Annotated in this window: 15 protein-coding genes and 3 pseudogenes; 10 read left to right on the top strand and 8 right to left on the bottom strand. The window is 64.7% G+C overall.

All coding sequences use genetic code 11. The annotated features are described in order from the left end of the window. The 3 pseudogenes from ASE48_RS16010 to ASE48_RS33815 all read right to left on the bottom strand — a co-directional run. Positions 1–642 (bottom strand): annotated as a pseudogene (locus ASE48_RS16010) (2-keto-4-pentenoate hydratase); the annotation flags it as partial. Between the two features lies 1 nt (position 643). After that, positions 644–1,140 (bottom strand): annotated as a pseudogene (locus ASE48_RS33820) (2-keto-4-pentenoate hydratase); the annotation flags it as partial. 99 nt (positions 1,141–1,239) lie between these two features. Continuing rightward, a pseudogene (locus ASE48_RS33815) lies at positions 1,240–1,344 on the bottom strand (2-keto-4-pentenoate hydratase); the annotation flags it as partial. Between the two features lie 187 nt (positions 1,345–1,531). On the opposite strand from ASE48_RS33815, the gene ASE48_RS16000 reads away from it, so the two are divergent. Continuing rightward, positions 1,532–2,392: an alpha/beta fold hydrolase gene (locus ASE48_RS16000; RefSeq protein WP_057168100.1), complete on the top strand. Its 861-nt coding sequence runs from the start codon at positions 1,532–1,534 to the stop codon at positions 2,390–2,392. Here the strand turns inward: ASE48_RS16000 and ASE48_RS15995 are convergent. Then, positions 2,373–3,233, bottom strand: coding sequence for an SDR family oxidoreductase (locus ASE48_RS15995; RefSeq protein WP_057168106.1), 861 nt, complete (start codon positions 3,231–3,233; stop codon positions 2,373–2,375). The two genes, ASE48_RS16000 and ASE48_RS15995, sit on opposite strands and share 20 nt — an antisense overlap. A gap of 10 nt (positions 3,234–3,243) precedes the next feature. Beyond that, entirely contained in the window at positions 3,244–4,896 is a 1,653-nt protein-coding gene (locus ASE48_RS15990) for a flavin-containing monooxygenase (protein ID WP_156409228.1), read from the bottom strand. Positions 4,897–4,982: 86 nt separating this feature from the next. On the opposite strand from ASE48_RS15990, the gene ASE48_RS15985 reads away from it, so the two are divergent. The 6 genes from ASE48_RS15985 (at position 4,983) to ASE48_RS15960 (ending at position 11,686) form a co-directional block, all read left to right on the top strand. After that, positions 4,983–6,044 carry a ferredoxin--NADP reductase gene (locus ASE48_RS15985; RefSeq protein WP_057168105.1) on the top strand — a complete coding sequence of 354 codons (1,062 nt, stop codon included), beginning with the start codon at positions 4,983–4,985 and terminating at the stop codon, positions 6,042–6,044. Between the two features lie 84 nt (positions 6,045–6,128). Next, the gene (locus tag ASE48_RS15980) at positions 6,129–7,310 is read left to right on the top strand and encodes an acyl-CoA dehydrogenase family protein (RefSeq protein ID WP_057168098.1); all 1,182 of its coding nucleotides are present in this window, start codon (positions 6,129–6,131) and stop codon (positions 7,308–7,310) included. 12 nt (positions 7,311–7,322) lie between these two features. After that, the gene (bphC, locus tag ASE48_RS15975; RefSeq protein ID WP_057168097.1) at positions 7,323–8,231 is read left to right on the top strand and encodes a biphenyl-2,3-diol 1,2-dioxygenase; all 909 of its coding nucleotides are present in this window, start codon (positions 7,323–7,325) and stop codon (positions 8,229–8,231) included. After that, entirely contained in the window at positions 8,228–9,685 is a 1,458-nt protein-coding gene (locus tag ASE48_RS15970) for an FAD-dependent oxidoreductase (RefSeq protein WP_057168096.1), read from the top strand. The genes bphC and ASE48_RS15970 overlap by 4 nt, the downstream gene beginning before the upstream one ends. Positions 9,686–9,863: 178 nt before the next feature. Then, positions 9,864–10,742, top strand: coding sequence for an IclR family transcriptional regulator (locus tag ASE48_RS15965; RefSeq protein ID WP_057168095.1), 879 nt, complete (start codon positions 9,864–9,866; stop codon positions 10,740–10,742). Next, the gene (locus ASE48_RS15960; RefSeq protein ID WP_057168094.1) at positions 10,739–11,686 is read left to right on the top strand and encodes an alpha/beta hydrolase; all 948 of its coding nucleotides are present in this window, start codon (positions 10,739–10,741) and stop codon (positions 11,684–11,686) included. Before ASE48_RS15965 ends, ASE48_RS15960 begins: the two co-directional genes overlap by 4 nt. On the opposite strand, the gene ASE48_RS15955 is transcribed toward ASE48_RS15960, so the two are convergent. Then, positions 11,676–12,911 (bottom strand): NADH:flavin oxidoreductase, encoded by a 1,236-nt coding sequence (locus ASE48_RS15955; protein ID WP_057168104.1) that lies wholly within the window; start codon positions 12,909–12,911, stop codon positions 11,676–11,678. The genes ASE48_RS15960 and ASE48_RS15955 overlap by 11 nt on opposite strands. Before the next feature lie 101 nt (positions 12,912–13,012). On the opposite strand from ASE48_RS15955, the gene ASE48_RS15950 reads away from it, so the two are divergent. Together ASE48_RS15950 and ASE48_RS15945 are read left to right on the top strand one after the other, a co-directional pair. Next, positions 13,013–13,360, top strand: a complete 348-nt coding sequence (locus ASE48_RS15950; RefSeq protein ID WP_057168093.1) for a hypothetical protein — start codon at positions 13,013–13,015, stop codon at positions 13,358–13,360. Further along, complete coding sequence (locus ASE48_RS15945; RefSeq protein ID WP_057168092.1) at positions 13,353–13,982, top strand: Dabb family protein; 630 nt, start codon at positions 13,353–13,355, stop codon at positions 13,980–13,982. The genes ASE48_RS15950 and ASE48_RS15945 overlap by 8 nt, the downstream gene beginning before the upstream one ends. An 11-nt stretch (positions 13,983–13,993) precedes the next feature. Here ASE48_RS15945 and ASE48_RS15940 read toward each other — a convergent pair whose 3' ends face one another. Together ASE48_RS15940 and ASE48_RS15935 are read right to left on the bottom strand one after the other, a co-directional pair. After that, on the bottom strand, positions 13,994–14,881 hold the full coding sequence (locus tag ASE48_RS15940; RefSeq protein WP_057168091.1) for an SDR family NAD(P)-dependent oxidoreductase: 888 nt from the start codon (positions 14,879–14,881) through the stop codon (positions 13,994–13,996). Beyond that, the gene (locus ASE48_RS15935; RefSeq protein WP_057168090.1) at positions 14,878–16,797 is read right to left on the bottom strand and encodes a flavin-containing monooxygenase; all 1,920 of its coding nucleotides are present in this window, start codon (positions 16,795–16,797) and stop codon (positions 14,878–14,880) included. Before ASE48_RS15935 ends, ASE48_RS15940 begins: the two co-directional genes overlap by 4 nt. 119 nt (positions 16,798–16,916) lie before the next feature. Here ASE48_RS15935 and ASE48_RS15930 point away from each other — a divergent pair, with 119 nt between their 5' ends. Further along, positions 16,917–18,485, top strand: a complete 1,569-nt coding sequence (locus ASE48_RS15930) for an acyl-CoA synthetase (RefSeq protein WP_057168089.1) — start codon at positions 16,917–16,919, stop codon at positions 18,483–18,485. Positions 18,486–18,584 lie beyond the last annotated feature (99 nt).

The following is an 18,584-nucleotide window of genomic DNA, read 5'->3' as shown; positions in this document are numbered from 1 at the left end:
ATCTGCTACGAAATCGTCACCGGGACGAGCATCTATCGCACGCATGCACGCACCCGGCAACACGATGTCACCCGCACGAAGACGCACCCCGAACTGATCRACCTTGCGSGCCAACCACGCCACCGAGGTCACCGGATTGCCCAGCACAGCGTCACTGCGGCCCTCGGCCACCACCTCGCCGTTGCGTTTAAGCACGGCGCTGATGTTTTTGATGTCAATGTCCTTGGGCGACACCCGCTCCGGACCCAACACCCATCCCGCCGAGGACGCGTTATCGGCGATCGTGTCGCACAACTTGATCTTCCAGTCGGTGATCCGGGTGTCGATCAACTCGATCGACGGTGCGAACGCCGCCGTGGCCGCCAGCACGTCATCCTCGGTACACCCCGCCCCAGGCAGATCATCGGCCAAGATGAAACCCACCTCGACCTCCACCCGCGGATACAGAAACCGGCCCGCCGCAACCGGTTTGTCCTCAAAAACCTCCATATCGGCCAGCAGATGACCGTAATCAGGCTCATCGACGCCCATCATCTTCTGCATTGCCTCAGACGACAGCCCCACCTTGTGCCCGATCACCCGCGCACCCTCAGCCACCCGCTGCCGAATATTGATCAACTGAATCTCATAGGCATCGACCACNACAGCGTCACTGCGGCCCTCGGCCACCACCTCGCCGTTGCGTTTAAGCACGGCGCTGATGTTTTTGATGTCAATGTCCTTGGGCGACACCCGCTCCGGGCCCAACACCCAACCCGCCGACGAGGCGTTATCGGCGATCGTGTCGCACAACTTGATCTTCCAGTCCGTGATCCGGGTGTCGATCAGCTCAATCGACGGTGCGAACGCCGCCGTGGCCGCCAGCACGTCATCCTCGGTACACCCCGCCCCGGGCAGATCATCGGCCAGGATGAAACCCACCTCGACCTCCACCCGCGGATACAGAAACCGGCCCGCCGCAACCGGTTTGTCCTCGAAAACCTCCATATCGGCGAGCAGATGACCGTAATCAGGCTCATCGACGCCCATCATCTTCTGCATCGCCTCAGACGACAGCCCCACCTTGTGCCCGATCACCCGCGCACCCTCAGCCACCCGCTGCCGAATATTGATCAACTGAATCTCATAGGCATCGACCACNGCCTCAGACGACAGCCCCACCTTGTGCCCGATCACCCGCGCACCCTCAGCCACCCGCTGCCGAATATTGATCAACTGAATCTCATAGGCATCGACCACATCGATATCGCCATACCGATCCGTCAACGGAGTCGTCGGCACCCGRCTACGCTCGGCCTGAGCCAGGTCGGCAGCGAGCTCGTCACGGACCTGCACGGGTAACACGGCGCCACCTCTCCAAAACCGTTGCGCCAAACCAGTCGGGCCGGCGTTGGCACAATTGTGCCGCCGCCGACGGCAACATCCACTGCGGCGTCCACTCACCGGAAGTCTCGCAGTTCACATTGGCGGAAGCATCCCGCTCTCCGGCACCGGCGGTGGTGCTGTCGCCACGGTCGTGTGAAATGAAACTATGACTGTCGACTACCGAGAGACCCAGCGTGAAGTCAGCACACCATCCGGTGTCCTGCGTTACCACGAGACCGGCGACGGCCCTCCTCTGCTGCTGTTGCACGGCTCCGGTCCGGGCGTGACGGGCTGGCGAAACTATCGCGGCAACCTCGGGTTCTTCGCCGAGCATTTCCGCTGCCTGGTGCTGGAATTCCCCGGCTTCGGCGTCAGCGACGACTTCGGTGGCCACCCGATGCTGGACGCGCAGGGCGCTGCCGTGCAGTTCGTGGATGCGCTCGGCCTACAGAAAGTCGACGTGATCGGCAACTCCATGGGAGGCGGGGTCGGCATCAACTTCGCCACTCACCACCCCGACCGGGTCGGCAAGCTGGTCACCATCGGTGGCATCGGCACCAACATATTCAGCCCCGGGCCAAGTGAGGGAATCCGACTACTTCAGGAATTCACCGAGGAACCGACCCGGCAGAGGCTGATCGATTGGCTACGCTCCATGGTTTACAGCGAAGCGCTGGTGACCGAAGAACTGATCGCCGAACGCTGGGAGCTGGCCACCGACCCCGAAACACTCGCCGCGGCACGGCGCATGTACGGCAAGGCCGCCTTCGCGGCGATGATGGAAATGATGCGCAACGCCGACTTCCCGCTGCCATGGTCGACCATGCACAAAGTCGCTGCTCCGACGTTGTTGACGTGGGGACGCGATGATCGGGTGAGCCCGTTGGATATGGCGCTGATACCGATGCGGACCATCCCCAACGCCGAACTGCATGTGTTCCCGAATTGCGGGCACTGGGTGATGATCGAAGCCAAGGCGGCGTTCGAGCGGACTGTGCTCGCTTTCCTCACTGAGAGCGATGCATGAAACGTCGATAGCCCAGGAACCGCAGCGCGTACCGCGGCAGCATCCTGGCCGGCACCGAAGCGGGCCAGGATTCCGAGCGGAAGTACGCGTCTGAGCCACCATCGACGAACACCACGCTGCCGCAAAGGAAATCCGCGGCATCGGAAAGCATGAACACCATCCAGTCGGCGAGCTGACCGGCGTCTCCGTAGTCGCCGACCGGAACCGGGAAAGCGCCTATTGCCTTGGCCTCCGACGGATTGGCCAGTTGCTCGGCCAGCAGCGGCGTCATGACTGCCCCCGGCGCGAGCGCGTTGAGCCGGATGCCGGCACCCGCCCACTCCGGTGTGACCGCGTGCCGCCGCACCCAGCGGGATACCGCAATTTTCGACGCGGCGTAGATCATCGGCGACGATCGTTTGCCGAACCAGCGGACCGCCCGCAGCGCCCTTTCCGCATCACCGTCCAGCAGTGCCCGCACCGCGCGCCGTGGGACGGCAGGCGTGGTGGTCGTCGAGTTACTGGAAACCACCACAACCTTGGCCCGCCCGGATCGGGCTAAGGCGGGCTGTAGTGCGGTCAGCAGGGTGACAACCCCAAAGTAGTTGACCTGAACTATCAGTCGATCTCGGCCTGCAATCGGCCCCAAACCCGCGGCGAGCACCGCACCGTCCAAGACGCCTCCACACTGCTCGACCACGGCGGCGGCGGCAACGGCGCGTCCGGTGTCGGTGGACAGGTCGGCCACCACATCGGCGTCCTTGACGTCGACGCCGATCACGCGGTGGCCCGAACTGCGCAACCGCTCCGCCGCGGCCTGCCCCATGCCCGAAGCCGAACCCGTCACGAGAAAGGTAGCCACCATCCCTCCCTCACGAATTCTTGAGCAGGCTGAAGCCCTTGTATCCGGCGTCGGCGACCTCGGCGCAAATGTCGAGATAGACCGCGAAACCGCCGATGAACAACATGAAGACGCGCGGTTTACCGGGCACGTTCGCGCCCATGTACCACGAGTTCGCCTTGGGGAACAGCGTCCCGTCGGCCCGTCGGTTACATTCGGCGACCCAGTCGTCCACCGCATCGGTGGTCGCTTCGATAGCGCTCAGGCCGTGCTCATCGAGGTAGTCGATCGCATCGGAGATCCAATTGATGTGTGCCTCGGCGTGCAGCACCATGTTGGCCAACACCGCCGGCGCACCCGGGCCGGAAACCAGGAACAGGTTGGGGAATCCGTCGACTCCGAGCCCCAGGTAGGTCCGCGGGCCATCGGCCCAGTCGTCGATCAGCTTCCGCCCGTCACGGCCCACGATGTCGATCTTGGCCAGCGTCCCGGTCATGGCATCGAAACCGGTGGCCAGCACGATCGCGTCGACTGCGTAATGGTCTTCGGAGCTGTTGATCCCGGTCGCATCGATCGACTCGATCGGTGTTTTGCGTACACTCACCAGTTCTACGTTGTCGCGATTGTACGTCTCGAAGTAGTTGGTGTCGGTGCAGATCCGCTTGGTGCCGATCGGGTGATCGTTGGGGATCAGCAGGTCGGCGACGTCGGGATCGTCGATGACGGCGCGTACTTTTTCCTCGTAGAACTTGCGGGCTTCGTCATTGGCGTCCATGTCGATCATCTGATCGGCGAAGGTCTTCGAGAACAGCACACCGCCCAACTGCCAGCGCTTTTCGAATGCTGCGCGGCGTTCCTCCGGGCTGGCTTCCATCGTCATCTTGGGATGTGCCACGTGCGGTGACCCGCCGCCGCTGCGCCACGACATTCGTCGCCGCTCGGCGTAGGTGTCCTTCGCATGCTTGATTTCGTCGAGATCGAGCGTGCGGTTGCCTGCCGGCACGCTGTAGTTCGGGGTGCGCTGGAACACGTAGAGCCGTGCGGCCTGTTCGGCGATGATCGGGATCGATTGAATGCCTGAGGAACCGGTACCGATCACGGCCACCCGTTTACCGGTGAAGTCGACGCCCTCGTGCGGCCAGTGCGCGGTGTGGTACACCTCGCCACCAAAACTGTCGAGGCCGTTGATGTTCGGGGTCAACGGCGAAGACAGCGGCCCGGTGGCCATCACCACAAAACGCGACCGGACCGTCTCACCGCCCTCGGTGGTCACCGTCCACAACAGCGCGTCTTCATCGAAGACCGCCGACGAGACTCTCGTGTCAAAGGTGATTCCGCTGCGCAGATCCAGGCGGTCCGCGACCCACTTGATGTAGGAAAGTATTTCGGGTTGCGTGGCGTACTTCTCCGTCCACGTCCACTCCTGCTGGAGTTCGTCGGAGAACGAGTAGCAGTAGTCCAGGCTCTCCACATCGCATCGCGCGCCCGGGTACCGGTTGAAATACCAGGTTCCGCCCACCTCGGGTGCGGCTTCGAAGACCCGCACCGACCGTCCCTGATGGCGGAACTTGTGCAGGGCGTACAGGCCGCCGAAGCCGGCACCAACCACAACAACGTCGACAGTGTCCTGAGTCGCACTCACATCAGGAACGGTAGAAGCTGCGTACTCACCGGGCCCGTTCACATCCCGTTGACCGGTCACCGGAATTTCGTCCCGGCCACTGGCAGCGCAACTCCATAACCGTGCGGTGCTCGGCCAAACTGCAGTCCATGAGCGACGTCGACACCGGCAGCCGCCCCCCGGCTTCCCCCCGAGCAGTTCCTTTGACCGTCACTGAAGTGATCGAAGAAAGTCGAGACGCGAGATCACTTGTCTTCGCGGTGCCCGGCGAACACCAAGAGCATTTCGGGTATCGGCCCGGTCAGTTCCTGACCCTGCGCATCCCGAGCGACGAGACCGGATCGGTGGCGCGCTGCTACTCCCTGGCGAGCTCACCGCACACCAGCGATGCCCCAAAGGTCACCGTCAAGCGCACCGATGGCGGGTACGGGTCGAACTGGCTGTGCGACAACGTCTCCGTGGGTGACACGATCGAATCGTTGCCACCCTCGGGAGTGTTCACGCCACACGACCTGCACGGTGACTTCCTGCTGTGGGCCGCCGGGAGCGGCATCACACCCGTCATGTCGATTCTCAAGTCCGTGCTCGCGGTCGGGACCGGCCGGGTCGTGCTCTGTTACGCCAATCGCGACGAGGCATCGGTCATCTTCGCGGCCGAATTGCGTGAACTGGCGGCGCGTTATGCAGGCCGTCTCACCGTGCTGCATTGGCTGGAGTCGATCCAAGGTCTGCCCACCCTCGCGCAACTGAGCAATTTCGCCTTGCTGTACTCGGGCTACCACTCGTTCATCTGCGGGCCCGCACCGTTCATGTCAGTCGTCAAGGAAACACTGACTGCGGCCGGAATCCCGCGCGAACACATCCATCTGGAGGTGTTCCAGTCACTGGACGGCGATCCGTTCGCCGAAGTGGTGATCGAAGACCTGCCGTCCGACGGCCAAGCAGCCGACGCCGAGATCACCATCGACGGCGAAGTGCACCAACTGCGCTGGCCGGTAGGGCGCAACCTCGTCGATACGATGATGGCGGCCGGCATCGAGGTCCCCTACTCCTGCCGGGAAGGCAACTGCGGTTCGTGCGCGGCCACGGTGACGGCAGGCCAAGTCGATCTGGGTAACGCCGGGATCCTTGAAGAACAGGACATCGCCGAGGGGCTGTTCTTGGCCTGTCAGGCCTGCCCGCTGTCCGATACGGTTACCGTGGAGTTCTGATCTGGCCGGCCGCCGGAGCGAATCTCGTCCGCTCACCGGGACGGGACATGCAGGTCCACCGTGGGTGCCGCCACCATCGTAGACATGACACAACGGGTGATCGACAGTCTCGGCGAGGTCGCAGAGCAACTACGCGGACAGGCCGAGGAAGCCGAGAAGATCGGCAAGCTGACCGACAACACGGTCAAGACGATGAAGCAGCTCGGCAACATCCGCCTTCTACAGCCAAAGCTGCACGGTGGCATGGAGGTTCATCCCCGCGAGTTCGCCGAGACCGTGATGGCCACCGCGGCACTCGACCCGTCCGCGGGCTGGATCAACGGCGTGGTCGGAGTGCACCCCTATCAGCTCGCCTACGCCGATCCCCGAGTCGGTGCCGAGATCTGGGCCGACGATGTCGACACCTGGGTCGCCTCCCCCTATGCCCCGCAGGGTGTGGCCAGGCCCGTTGACGGCGGCTACATCTTCAACGGCCGTTGGCAGTTCAGCTCGGGCACCGACCACTGCGACTGGATCTTTCTCGGCGCCATGATCGGCGACGACGCAGGCGAGCCGCTGATGCCGCCGCAGATGTTGCACATGATCCTGCCGCGCTCGGACTACGAGATCGTGGAGGACTCGTGGGATGTCGTCGGCTTGCGCGGCACCGGATCCAAGGACGTCATCGTCAAGGATGCATTCGTGCCGTCCTACCGCACCATGGATGCGATGAAGGTGATGGACGGCACCGCCCAGCGCGAAGCCGGGATGACCGAAACCCTCTACCTGATGCCGTGGTCGACGATGTTTCCGCTCGGCATCTCGTCGGCCACCATCGGTATCGCCGAGGGCGCTCTCGCCGCTGCGCTGGATTACCAGCGCCAGCGCGTGAATTCCAGCGGAGTCGCCATCAAGGACGATCCGTATGTCATGTACGCCATCGGTGAGGCGGCTGCCGATATCAACGCCGCACGGCAGGAACTGCTGGCCAACGTCGACCGGATCTACGACATGGTCGATGCCGGCAAAGAGGTCTCCTTCGAAGACCGTGCCGCGGGGCGCCGTACCCAGGTCCGCGCGGTCTGGCGTGCGGTGTCCGCGGTCGACGAGATCTTCGCGCGCTGCGGTGGCAATGGCACGCGAATGGACAAGCCGCTGCAACGGTACTGGCGTGATGTCCACGTGGGTCAAGCACATGCGATCCACGTCCCGAGCACGGTGTATCACGCATCGGCACTCAGTTCACTCGGAGTGGACCCACAGGGTCCCCTTCGGGCGATGATCTAAGGAGGCCGACACATGGGACTGATCAAGAGCCTCGGCTACGTGACGGTACAGGCCACCGACATGCAGCGTTGGCACGAATTCGCCCTCGGCGCACTGGGTTTTGCCACCGGCACCGGGCCCGATCCCGAATCGCTGTATCTACGGATGGACGAGCGGGCCGCACGGATCATCATCTCCCCCGGCAACACCGACAAGATCGTCACGGTCGGCTGGGAGGTCCGCGACAGTGCCGATCTCGTTCAGGTCAAGCGCAAGTTGGAGGGCGCGGGCACGCCGTACAAAGAGTTGTCACTGGCCGAGGCCGACAGTCGCCGGGTGGAACAGGTCATCGCGTTCGAGGATCCGGCGGGGACATCGCTGGAGGTGTTCCACGGCGCCGTGCTCGACCACAGCCCCGTCGTCACACCGTTTGGTGCCAGGTTCGTGACCGGCGAGCAGGGCCTGGGACACGTGGTACTGCCCGCGCTCGATGTGCCGGGGATGTTCGACTTCTACACCGACGTGCTGGGATTCAAATCCCGCGGTGCGTTCCGTGTCCCGGTTCCGCCGGAGTTCGGCCCCGTCCGGGTGCGCTTCCTGGGCGTCAACCAGCGCCACCACAGCCTGGCGTTGTGCCCGTCCGCCACCCTGCGGGACCCAGGACTCATCCATCTGATGGTGGAGGTCGACACCCTCGATGCGGTCGGCCAAGCCCTCGACCGCATCAACACGGACGGGTTCCAGTTGTCCTCGACGCTGGGACGGCACACCAACGACAAGATGGTCTCGTTCTATGTCCGCGCCCCCGGCGACTGGGACATCGAGTTCGGCACCGAAGGCATGCGGGTCGACGAGAACTACTACACCGCCGAGGAGATCACCGCCGACAGCTACTGGGGACACCAGTGGGTCGACGACCTTCCCGCCGCGATGCGTCCGTGAGCACCGACCTGGTCCCGGTGCCGGAAGCAAAGATCTCGCACTGGGATCATGAAGCCGACGTCGTCATTGCCGGTTATGGCATCGCCGGGGCCGCCGCGGCAGTCGAAGCTGCGCGCGCCGGCGCCGATGTGCTCGTGCTGGAGCGCACCGGCTCCTGGGGCGGTGCCGCCGCCATGGCAGGTGGATTCATCTACCTCGGCGGTGGCACCGCACTCCAAACAGCATGCGGTTTCAGCGATTCGGTCGACAATATGGCCGCTTTCCTCAACGCGGCCATGGGGCCCGGCGCCGACGAAGCGCGGATCGCCGACTACTGCGCGGGTAGTGTCGCGCACTTCGATTGGCTTGTCGATTGCGGAGTGACGTTCAAGTCGGAGTTTTTCGGCGAGCCAGGCTGGGAGCCGATGGGCGATCAGGGATTGATGTACTCCGGCGGCGAGAACTCGTTCCCCTTCAACACGGTTGCCGCGCCGGCGCCGCGCGGCCACGTGCCGCAGATGTCGAACAAGAAGCAGGGCGAAGCCAGCGCCGGCTTCATGTTGATGAAACCGCTCGTCGATACCGCCGAGACGGCAGGCGCCCGGGCGCTGTACGACGTTCGCGTGCAACAACTCGTCGTGAACACCGGTGGCCGGGTCGTAGGTGTCATCGCCCGCCGGTACGGCAGCGAGCTGAACATCCGGGCCAGTCGCGGCGTGGTCCTGGCCACTGGCAGTTTCGCCTACAACGAGGCGATGGTGGCGCAGTACGCGCCGCGCATCGCAGGCCGCCCGGCCGCCTCGATCGAGCAACACGACGGCCGCGCCATCCAGATGGCTCAGGCGCTCGGGGCCGACCTCGCGCATATGGACGCCACCGAGGTCGCCATCTTTGCCGACCCGCAGCAACTGGTACGCGGCATCCTGGTCAACAGCCGCGGGCAACGCTACGTCGCCGAGGACACCTACCCGGGACGTATCGGCCAGCTGACGCTGTATCACCAGGACAACACGGCGTATCTGATCATCGATGGTGAAGCCCAGGACGAGGCGATGAACTCGCTGTCACCACAGTTGATGATGCGACCACCGACATGGGTCGCCGAGACCGTCGCCGAGTTGGAGAACGAGATCGGGTTGGCGCCGGGGTCCCTGCAAGCCACCGTCGCCGCCTACAACGAGGGTGCGGGGCGCGGCGAGGATCCGCTGCTGCACAAGAAGCCGCAGTGGCTCCGGCCGATCGGCTCCCCCGTCGGCGCGATCGACCTCAGGGAATCCACCGGCGGATTCACCCTCGGCGGCCTGGCCACCACCCTCGATGCCGAAGTTCTACATGTCAGTGGTGACCCGATTCCCGGGTTGTTCGCGGCCGGTCGGTCGGCCGCCGGGCTCGCCGCGTGGGGATATGCCAGCGGTGTCTCACTTGGTGACGGGAGCTTCTACGGTCGCCGCGCCGGCCGCGCAGCGTCGGTCTGACGCGCGTGCGCCCCACCGGGCCTCGGCGCAATGCGGGTAGCGGTGTCGCTACCCGCCATCGGCGCTCCCTACCAGCGAGCAGATCGGCGCGATTATGTGACAGCAGCCACACGGTTGTGGTACTCCTATATGAGCATTAGTCATATGCCTATTAGACATATAGCACCGGAGGATCACGATGACCGTGATGATCGATCGCCCGCCCGCGTCCGCCGGAAAGGCCGCTGCCGAAACCCCGAGCGCCGTCATCGACCGGGTATCCCTCGTACTCGACGCCTTCGACGGACCGGGGCGCCTCACGCTCGCGCAGATCGTTCGCCGCACCGGTCTGCCACGCTCATCGGCTCACCGGATGCTGGAGCGGCTGGTCCAGCTGCGCTGGCTCCGGCGCAGCGGCCGGGACTATGAGCTCGGAATGCGGCTCGTCGAGCTGGGCTCGCTGGCGGTGCACCAGGATCGGTTGCACAAGGCAGCCATCCCGATGCTGCACGAACTGCACGCCGCGACAGGATTGGTCGTGCATCTCGCGGTCCTCGAAGGATCCGACGTCGTGTACATGGAGAAGGTCGGCAACCGAATGACGGCAGCCATCCCAACGCGGGTCGGCGGTCGCCAGCCCGCACACTGCGCCGCGGTCGGCAAGGCGATGCTCGCCTTCAACGATGGCGACGACACCGGGATGCCCGACGCCGACGGCCTCGCCCGGCGCACCAAATACTCGATCTCGACGCCGGCTCAGTTGCGCAGCGAGCTGCTCAAGGTGCGATCGCACGGCATCGCCTTCGACCGCGAGGAGTCGGTGCCCGGCTTCGGATGTGTGGCGGCACCGATCGGCGACCCCGGTGAGGCGGTTGCTGCGGTGTCGGTGTGCGGGCCGATGAATCAGATGATGTTCGACCAGCGCATGGTCGCCCCTGTCCGGATGGCGGCACTGGGCATCTGGCGTGCCGTCGAGGGTGGCCCTCGGGTCGCGCCGACACTTCAGCAGATGCGTCCGCTGCGGGGCGGTCCGGTCGCACGCCCTGCCGTGCACGCCAACAGCTTGCGTCCCGCATGAACCTCGATCCACAGATCGCCGCGATCATCGAGACGCTGGACGCGGGTTTTCCGCCGGTGCACACGATGACCGGCGTGCAGGCCCGCGCCGCCATCAGTGCCCGTTTGGTCGCGCCGGCAATGCCGGAACCGGTCGCCTCGGTCGAGAATCTGGACATTCCGGGGCCCGACAGTCCGGTGAGCGTGCGGATCTACCATCCCGATGCCGCGACGCACACCACGGTTCCCACCCTCGTGTACGCCCACGGCGGGGGCTGGGTGTTCTGCGATCTGGACAGTCACGACGGGTTGTGCCGCGACTTCGCCAATCGCCTGTCAGCCGTGGTGGTGTCGGTGCATTACCGCCGCGCATCGGAGGAGGGCCAGTGGCCCGCAGCAGCCGAGGACATGTATGCCGCAACAGCTTGGGCGGCAGCGCACATCGACGATCTCGGCGGTGACCCGTCGGCACTGCTCGTCGGCGGCGACAGTGCGGGCGGTAATCTCGCCGCCGTCACGGCACTGATGGCACGGGACCGACTCGGGCCCCGACTCGCCGCCCAGATCCTTCTGTACCCGGTCATCGCCGCCGACTTCGACACTCCGTCGTACCGCGAGTTCGGCCGCGGTTACTACAACCCGCGGCCCGCTCTTCAGTGGTACTGGGATCAGTACGTACCCAGGACAGCCGACCGCACCCATCCGTACGCGTCACCGTTGTACGCCGCAGATCTTTCCGGATTGCCGACGACCATCGCCGTGGTGGCCGGTCATGACCCGTTGCGCGACGAGGGACTTGCCTACGTCAAGGCTCTCGAGGCGGCGGGCGTGCCGACCGTCTGTCGATTTTTCGAAGGCGGCGTCCACGGCTTTATGACGATGCCCGCCTTCGACATCTGCGATCGCGCGCGCGCCCAGGTGTGCGCAGACGTCGCCGAACTGGTCGGCCGCCCGATCAGGAAGTGACCGAGGGCATCTGGGGTGCCGCAACCGGTTCGGGCGCACCGTAGCGCTGGCCTGGGTCCAGCACGCAGTGTGTCCGGGCGAACACCGTGACCATGCATTTGTTGTTGTGGTTGCAGCGGCTGCGGACGGCAGGGTTGGTGTTCATCTTGTTGACCAGATCGGGTTCACGCAGCAGCGCTCGCCCCATCGCGACGAAGCCGAACCCTTCCCGCATACCAGTCTCGATATGCTCGCGATTGGTGATGCCACCGAGCAGGATCAGTTCGGTGTTGCGCATGATCGGCACGAACTGGCGTGCGGCGGAGAGCATGTAGAGATCCTCGTAGGCATAGGATCCCATCACGCCCTTGCCGAGGATACGTACCCCGGGGCGCAGCGCGGGCGGCATCACCCTGGCGAACTCGCGCACCGGCACATCGCCACGGAACAGATACATCGGCTTGTACACCGACGATCCCTGCGTCAACTCGATCGCGTCCAGGGTGGCATCGTTGTCGAGCAGCTGCACGGTCCGTAGCGCCTCATCGATCCAGATGCTGCCGGGCAGTCCGTCATCCATGTCGAGCTTCGCGATCACCGCGATACGGTCACCGACCACCTCCCGGACCCGGTGGGCAATCTCACGGACCAGCCGTGACCGGTTGTCGATATCGCCGCCGTATTCGTCCTTGCGCCGATTGATCAGTGGGCTGAGAAATGAGCTCGGCAGGTACAGGTGACCGAAATGCAGCTCCACGGCATCGAATCCGGCATCGACGGCCACCTGGGCCGCAGATCCGAACTGATCGACGACGGTGGCGATCTCGTCGCGCCGGATCTCACGACAATAAGCGAACGAGGTCGGATTGATGAAGCGGCTCGGCGCCACAGCGGTGACCCCGGTGAGTTTCTTCTGAGCCACCACGCCCGCGTGCCCGAGCTGTGCCGAAATGCCGGCGCCGGCTGCGTGTACGACGTCGGTCAATGTGCGCAGGCCGGGTAGCGCTGCGGCGTTCATGACGATCTGCCCCGGGGCGCTGGCGCCCTCGGGTGACACGCAGCAATAGGCGACGGTCGTCATGCCCACGCCACCCTCGGCAAAGCTGCGATGGAAATCGATGAGGTCGTCGGTGACGCGGCCGTTGGGCGAACGTCCCTCCGACGTAGCGGCTTTGATGATCCTGTTGCGCAGCCGAACGGGCCCGAGTTGGACGGGGGCGAACGGATCCGGGCTGAGGTCGGTCATCAGGGCACCGTCGCCGCTCTGTCGGCGTACGTCAATGGTGCTCTCCCGATGGTCGGGATTGGCAAACTTCCACACCGCGATCACTGCCTAGACTTGGCCCCATGGCAGGCGGTGAGGTCTTTGTCATCGACAGAGTAGTGACGCGTCCCGGACGCGCCCGCGAGTTCGTCGATACCTATCTGGCCGGATACGCCCCGGAAGCCCGAAAGCGGGGGATGACGCTGTGCACCGTGCTGGTGTCCCCGCCGATCTGGTACAACTCTCAACCCAACACCGTGACCATCACCTGGACACTGCCCAGCGCGCAGGCGTGGTGGGAGATGACCTGGAAGGGGCGCCCCGATCCCGAGGTGGGCGCCTGGTGGGACGGTGTGGCAGAGCTGATCGTCGAACGTGATCGCACTGCCGCCGCTGCATACGATGACGTCGAGAAGCTTTGCGATGTATAACGTCACGCGCCTCATCGATGTCGACGAGGCCCACCGCGAGCGCTTGTGCGACAGCCTGCAACACCTCGCGCACCGCAGCGGAGCACACCGACACCTTGTCGCCCCTACCCTGCCGGGCAGCCGAAACGGTGGCGACCTGCTGCTGCATCTGCGCTTCACCGATATCGCGCAGTGGGCCGGGACGGCCGCAGAGTTCGGCGCCGCCCTTGCTGATCCGGCGATCACCCGTGTCAACGGGGCGGGGTATCCCGGCTCCCCCACGGCCATCGCCGACCGCTCGGCCGGCACCGTCTACCGTGCACTGTTGCTGCGAGTGCAGCCAGACTGCAACCCGGAGCACCTGTCCCGGTTCGAGGAGGACCTGAAAAGACTGCCCGGCTACGTGTCCACGATCAGCGCGTGGCAGTTGAGCCGGCCCAACCACACCGTGGGGTCGACGGGATGGACGCACGTGTTCGAACAGGAGTTCAGCGATGCCGACGGCATCATGGGCGCGTACTTGATGCATCCCATTCACTGGGCTGTGGTCGACCGCTGGTTCGATCCGGAGTGCCCCGATGCCATTGTGCGCGAACGTGTCTGCCATAGCTTCTGCCTGGACACCGGGCAGGTGCTGCGCTGACGCAGCACCCTCTACAAGCCCAGCGGCAGAATATTCGGATTCGCATTTGGCGGGGGCTCCAGCGGCGGCAAGACGGTCTTCCCGTCCAGGCCGTGCACCGTCAGCTTCTGTGACCACGGGTAGTGCAGACTGAAGGCGACCAAACCCGTGCGTTCGGCGGCGGGCAGATGGCACATCGCGAGCACGGTCTCGGCGAGGTATTCCACCGGCTCTGTCGGGAAGGTGTCGGGAATCAGACTCGATGCGCCGGGTGTGCGGATGGCGCTGGACGGGCCGACGACATTGACGGCGATGTTCGCATCGAGCAGTTCGGCGGCGACGCCCTGGGTGAAGCGGTGCAGCGCAGCCTTCATGGATGCGTAGACGACGTCACCGGACGTCTTGTTGTACTCCCGGTAGGGCCGTGCCGGCGACAGCCCGGTCACCGAACCGATGTTGACGATCCAACCCGCCTCCTGGCGTTTCATGTGCGGGACTGCGCTCTGGGTCAACACGAACGGCGTGCGGATGTAATGCTCGATGGTGCGGTCGAAGGTGTCCATCTGCATGTCTTCGATCACCGAGTAATCGGCATAACCGGCGTTGTTCACCAGAATGTCGAGCCGCCCCGTCCGCTCGACAACCTGATCGACGAGGCGCGCCCGCTGCGTGGCGTCTTCCAGGTCGCAGGCGACCCCGAACGCCGAACCGCCCGCCGACTCGATCAATTCGATCGTCTCCCCGATCGTGCCCGGCAACTCCGACGCCGTACCGGCCCGCGTGGACACCGAAGGCAGATACGACCGTGCCGTCACAGCAACTGTGGCACCTTCGGCGGCCAGCCGCTGGGCGACGGCGCGACCGATTCCGCGACTGCTGCCGGTCACCAAAGCTGTTCTCCCACTGAGAATTCCGCTCACCGGACGACGAGATCCTCGGACTTTGGCGCTCGATGGCTCTGCCACACGTCGACCAGACGGAACGGGAAGGCGGTGACGATGCGGCCACCGGAGCGGTAATAGGTATGCGCAGTGGGCGTATGGCACCACACGGTCTGCGCCATCGCCTCGTCGATCTGTCGTACATAGTCTTCGAAGGCCTCGGGCGTCACCTCCAGCATCTCCGCCTGACGCTCCGCCATCAACTGCAGGCATTCCATCACGTAATGCACCATCACCTCGACACCGAAATTGTGTCCGGCGCCGTGCCCCGGGCTGTAGTTGGGGGCAGAAGAAATGAACATGTTCGGGAAGCCCGGAACCAGACCGCCTCGGTAGGCACTTGGGCTCTCGCCCCACACATCCGTGAGCTTGAGACCGTCGCGGCCGCGGACATCAACCGTCGAAAGGAAGTCCAGGTAATACCCGGTGGCGTAGATGATCACGTCGAGGTCGATCTGTCGGCCGTCCTGGGTGACGATGCCGCGTTCGTTCACCCGGGCGGGTTCGCTGGCCTCGACGTCGACATGCTCTCGGGCCAACGCCGCGTAGTAACCACCGGGGTCGCGGATGATGCGCTTACCGTACGGCGCGAAGTCGGGGGTGACCTTTTTCGCCAGTTCCGACCCTGCCCCGAAAACGCGGTCGATGTACTGCAGGCACATCTGCAGCAGCACGTCGTTGGGCCGCGAGATCGACAGATGTTCTGCCGCCCACTCCGGGTCCCGCATGATCACGGGATGGTTGTTGTCGGCGGTACCCCAGAAGGATTTCAGCCGAGTCCAGTTGGCGTAGTAGGGCACATGTGCGTTGAGCCACCGGCGGTGCTCGGGCACGTCATCGGTCAGTCGTTTGCGCGGTGCCACCCAGTGCGGCTGGCGTTGGAACACCGTCAAATGAGCAACCTCGTCGACCGAGGCGTCCACGATCTGGACTGCGGTGCATCCGGCACCGATGATGGCCACTCGTTTCCCGCGCAGCGACAGCTCGGGATTCCACTCGGCGGTATGGACGCTCACGCCGCCGAACGTCTCCTTCCCTGCGAGCTCAGGCCAGCGCGGGCGATTGAGGTAACCGGCCGCGGGCACCACAACATTGGCGTAGAACACCTCGCGGGCGCCGTCGGCCGTGACGGTGCGCACCTCCCACATCTTTCGTTCCTCGTCCCACCACAGCGCTTCGACGCTGGTGTTGAACCTGGTGTGACCGCGCAACGCGTTCTTGTCCGCCACCGATTGCAGGTAACGCTGGTACTCCGCGCCCTGTGGGTAATAGCTGCTCCAGTCGCCGTTGATATCGCGGGACAGCGAGTAGTAGGCCGACGGTGTGTCGACACCGATGCCCGGGTAGCGGGTCGTCAACCACGTGCCCCCCACCTCGGGGTTGCGGTCGATGATCTCGTACGCGACGCCCGCTGCGCCGCACTCCAGCGCCATGGCCATCCCGGCGATGCCGGCGCCCACGATTACGACCTTGAAATCTGACGGCAGCGTCGCGGTTCTCGGCAGCACCGGCTGAGGTGGATGGAATCCACCCTGCTCCAACAACAGGCCGATGTACTCCTCGCCGACCTCGCTGCCGAACGCCAACGGGGCGACGCGTGCGAACAGGCCGGGGTCATCGGAAGGCAGCGCACCAGCCGGGCGCGGTGCTTCAAGCGCGGCCATCACTGCCTCGACCAGCGCCGCCTGGGTGTCCGGATCGGTTGTGCCCACCTGTTCGGGTGGATCGGGGGTGAATGAAATCTTGCCGACGTACCGGTCCGCGACGGCGTCGTCACCGGTCAGCTGGGCCAGCACCGCCACCAGGATGCCGGCGTCGGCTTGGCGCAGGTTCGCACGCAGTTCCTCTGGGTCCAGCGATTTCTCGCCGGCGGCCACGGTCACAGCGATCGTCATCGATCCTCCTTGCTCGTCGGGCTGAGTATGTGACTACTCGGTCGGCGCCGGTGGACCGTCTTCTACTGAGCGGGACGTCAGGTGATTCCACCGACGATCCCGGACATACAGTCCGGCTCATGAATGATCTGAAGGCCGTGCTTGCGTCGGCTCGCGGCCACGCGCTCGGCGACGTTCCGCGCCGCCCGGCGCGCAAACACCCGCACAAAATCGCGATCATCGACGGTGATGTGAGCTTGACGTTCGCCGAGTTCGAACGCCTGGTGGACCGCGCGGCCGCCGCGTTGACCGACAATGGATTCGGGGTGGGCGACCGGATGGCCGTGCTGGCGCACAATTGCTGGCAGTATGCGGTGCTGGTGTTCGCGACCGCCCGCTCCGGGGTGGTGCTCGTCCCGGTCAACTTCATGCTCACCGCCGAGGAAATCGCCTTCATCCTCGGGCACAGCCGGGCGACGGGGTTCGTGGTCGAAGCCGGTCTGATCCCGGTGGCCGAGGCGGCGATGCAGCGCGGAGGAGGCGTCACGACGACGGCCACGCTCGTGTTGCCCGGCCAGACCGTTCCGGCGGGGTGGCCGGATTTCGACGACTGGTTGCGCACAGAATCGGTGGCGCCCAATCCGCTCATCGACGACGACCAACTCATCCGGCTGATGTACACCAGCGGCACCGAGTCGTATCCCAAGGGCGCCATGCACTCCACCAGGAGTCTGATGGGCAATTACATAAGCTCCATCATCGCCGGCTCGATGGAGGGAAGCGATGTCGAAATCCATTCGCTGCCGCTCTACCACTGCGCTCAACTCGACAACTTCCTGATCACCGATATTTATCTGGGCGCCACCAGCATCATCGTGCCGAGAGCCGACCCTGAGTTGGTGTTGCGCACCATCGAGAAGTATCGCGTCACCAATTATTTTGGCCCGCCGACGGTGTGGATCTCGCTGCTGCGCTCACCGATCTTCGATGACGTCGACCTGTCCAGCTTGCGTAAGGGTTATTACGGCGCGTCCGCCATGCCCGTCGAGATCCTGGCCGAGATGCGAGAGCGACTTCCCCATCTGCGGTTGTGGAACTTCTACGGCCAGACGGAGATGGCGCCGCTGGCATCGGCATTGGGCCCGGAGGACCAGGATGCTCATGCCGGATCCGCGGGACGGCCCGTGATCAACGTGGAGACCGCAATTCTCGACGAGGACGACACACCGGTCGCGCCGGGCATCGTCGGCGAGGTCGCCCATCGGAGTCCGCACCTGATGCTCGGCTATCTGGACGATGACGCCAAGACCGCCGAGTCCTTCCGCGGTGGCTGGTTTCACTCCGGCGACCTGGGCTACTACGACGAGTACGGCCTGCTGTACATCGTGGACCGCAAGAAGGACATGATCAAGACCGGTGGCGAGAACGTCGCCAGCCGAGAGGTCGAGGAAGTGATCTACCGGCACGCCGGTGTCGAAGAGGTGGCGGTGTTCGGCCTTCCCCATCCGGTGTGGGTGGAGGCGGTGGTCGCCGCCGTGGTTCCACGCGAGGGGACGCAGATCACCGAGGACCAGCTGATGACCCATTGCAGAACGCATCTGGCCGGATTCAAGACACCCAAGCAGGTGTTCTTCGTCGATACGCTACCCAAGAATCCCAGCGGCAAGCTGCTCAAACGCCTCCTGCGGGATCAGTTCAGCGATCACTGATCCGCGCCGAGGACTGTGATCGGGCCCGCATCCGGCAGTGACCGCTGGGCGGGACACCCGAATCCTCCCGGACAGCCACGGCGTTAGCGTTCGCAGCGA

Source organism: Mycobacterium sp. Root265 (genome assembly GCF_001428895.1).
Lineage (GTDB): Bacteria > Actinomycetota > Actinomycetes > Mycobacteriales > Mycobacteriaceae > Mycobacterium.
The sequence above is the reverse complement of the archived record's forward strand: the minus strand, read 5'-3'. Positions and strand labels throughout refer to the sequence as shown.

Excerpts from the sequence above, each read along its gene's own strand:
- ASE48_RS15980 (WP_057168098.1), top strand. The coding sequence starts at position 6,129 with ATGACACAACGGGTGATCGACAGTCTCGGCGAGGTCGCAGAGCAACTA.
- ASE48_RS15945 (WP_057168092.1), top strand. The coding sequence starts at position 13,353 with ATGTATAACGTCACGCGCCTCATCGATGTCGACGAGGCCCACCGCGAG.
- ASE48_RS15965 (WP_057168095.1), top strand. The coding sequence starts at position 9,864 with ATGACCGTGATGATCGATCGCCCGCCCGCGTCCGCCGGAAAGGCCGCT.
- ASE48_RS16000 (WP_057168100.1), top strand. The coding sequence starts at position 1,532 with ATGACTGTCGACTACCGAGAGACCCAGCGTGAAGTCAGCACACCATCC.
- ASE48_RS15985 (WP_057168105.1), top strand. The coding sequence starts at position 4,983 with ATGAGCGACGTCGACACCGGCAGCCGCCCCCCGGCTTCCCCCCGAGCA.
- ASE48_RS15935 (WP_057168090.1), bottom strand. The coding sequence starts at position 16,797 with ATGACGATCGCTGTGACCGTGGCCGCCGGCGAGAAATCGCTGGACCCA.
- ASE48_RS15955 (WP_057168104.1), bottom strand. The coding sequence starts at position 12,911 with ATGACCGACCTCAGCCCGGATCCGTTCGCCCCCGTCCAACTCGGGCCC.
- ASE48_RS15960 (WP_057168094.1), top strand. The coding sequence starts at position 10,739 with ATGAACCTCGATCCACAGATCGCCGCGATCATCGAGACGCTGGACGCG.
- ASE48_RS15950 (WP_057168093.1), top strand. The coding sequence starts at position 13,013 with ATGGCAGGCGGTGAGGTCTTTGTCATCGACAGAGTAGTGACGCGTCCC.
- bphC (WP_057168097.1), top strand. The coding sequence starts at position 7,323 with ATGGGACTGATCAAGAGCCTCGGCTACGTGACGGTACAGGCCACCGAC.
- ASE48_RS15930 (WP_057168089.1), top strand. The coding sequence starts at position 16,917 with ATGAATGATCTGAAGGCCGTGCTTGCGTCGGCTCGCGGCCACGCGCTC.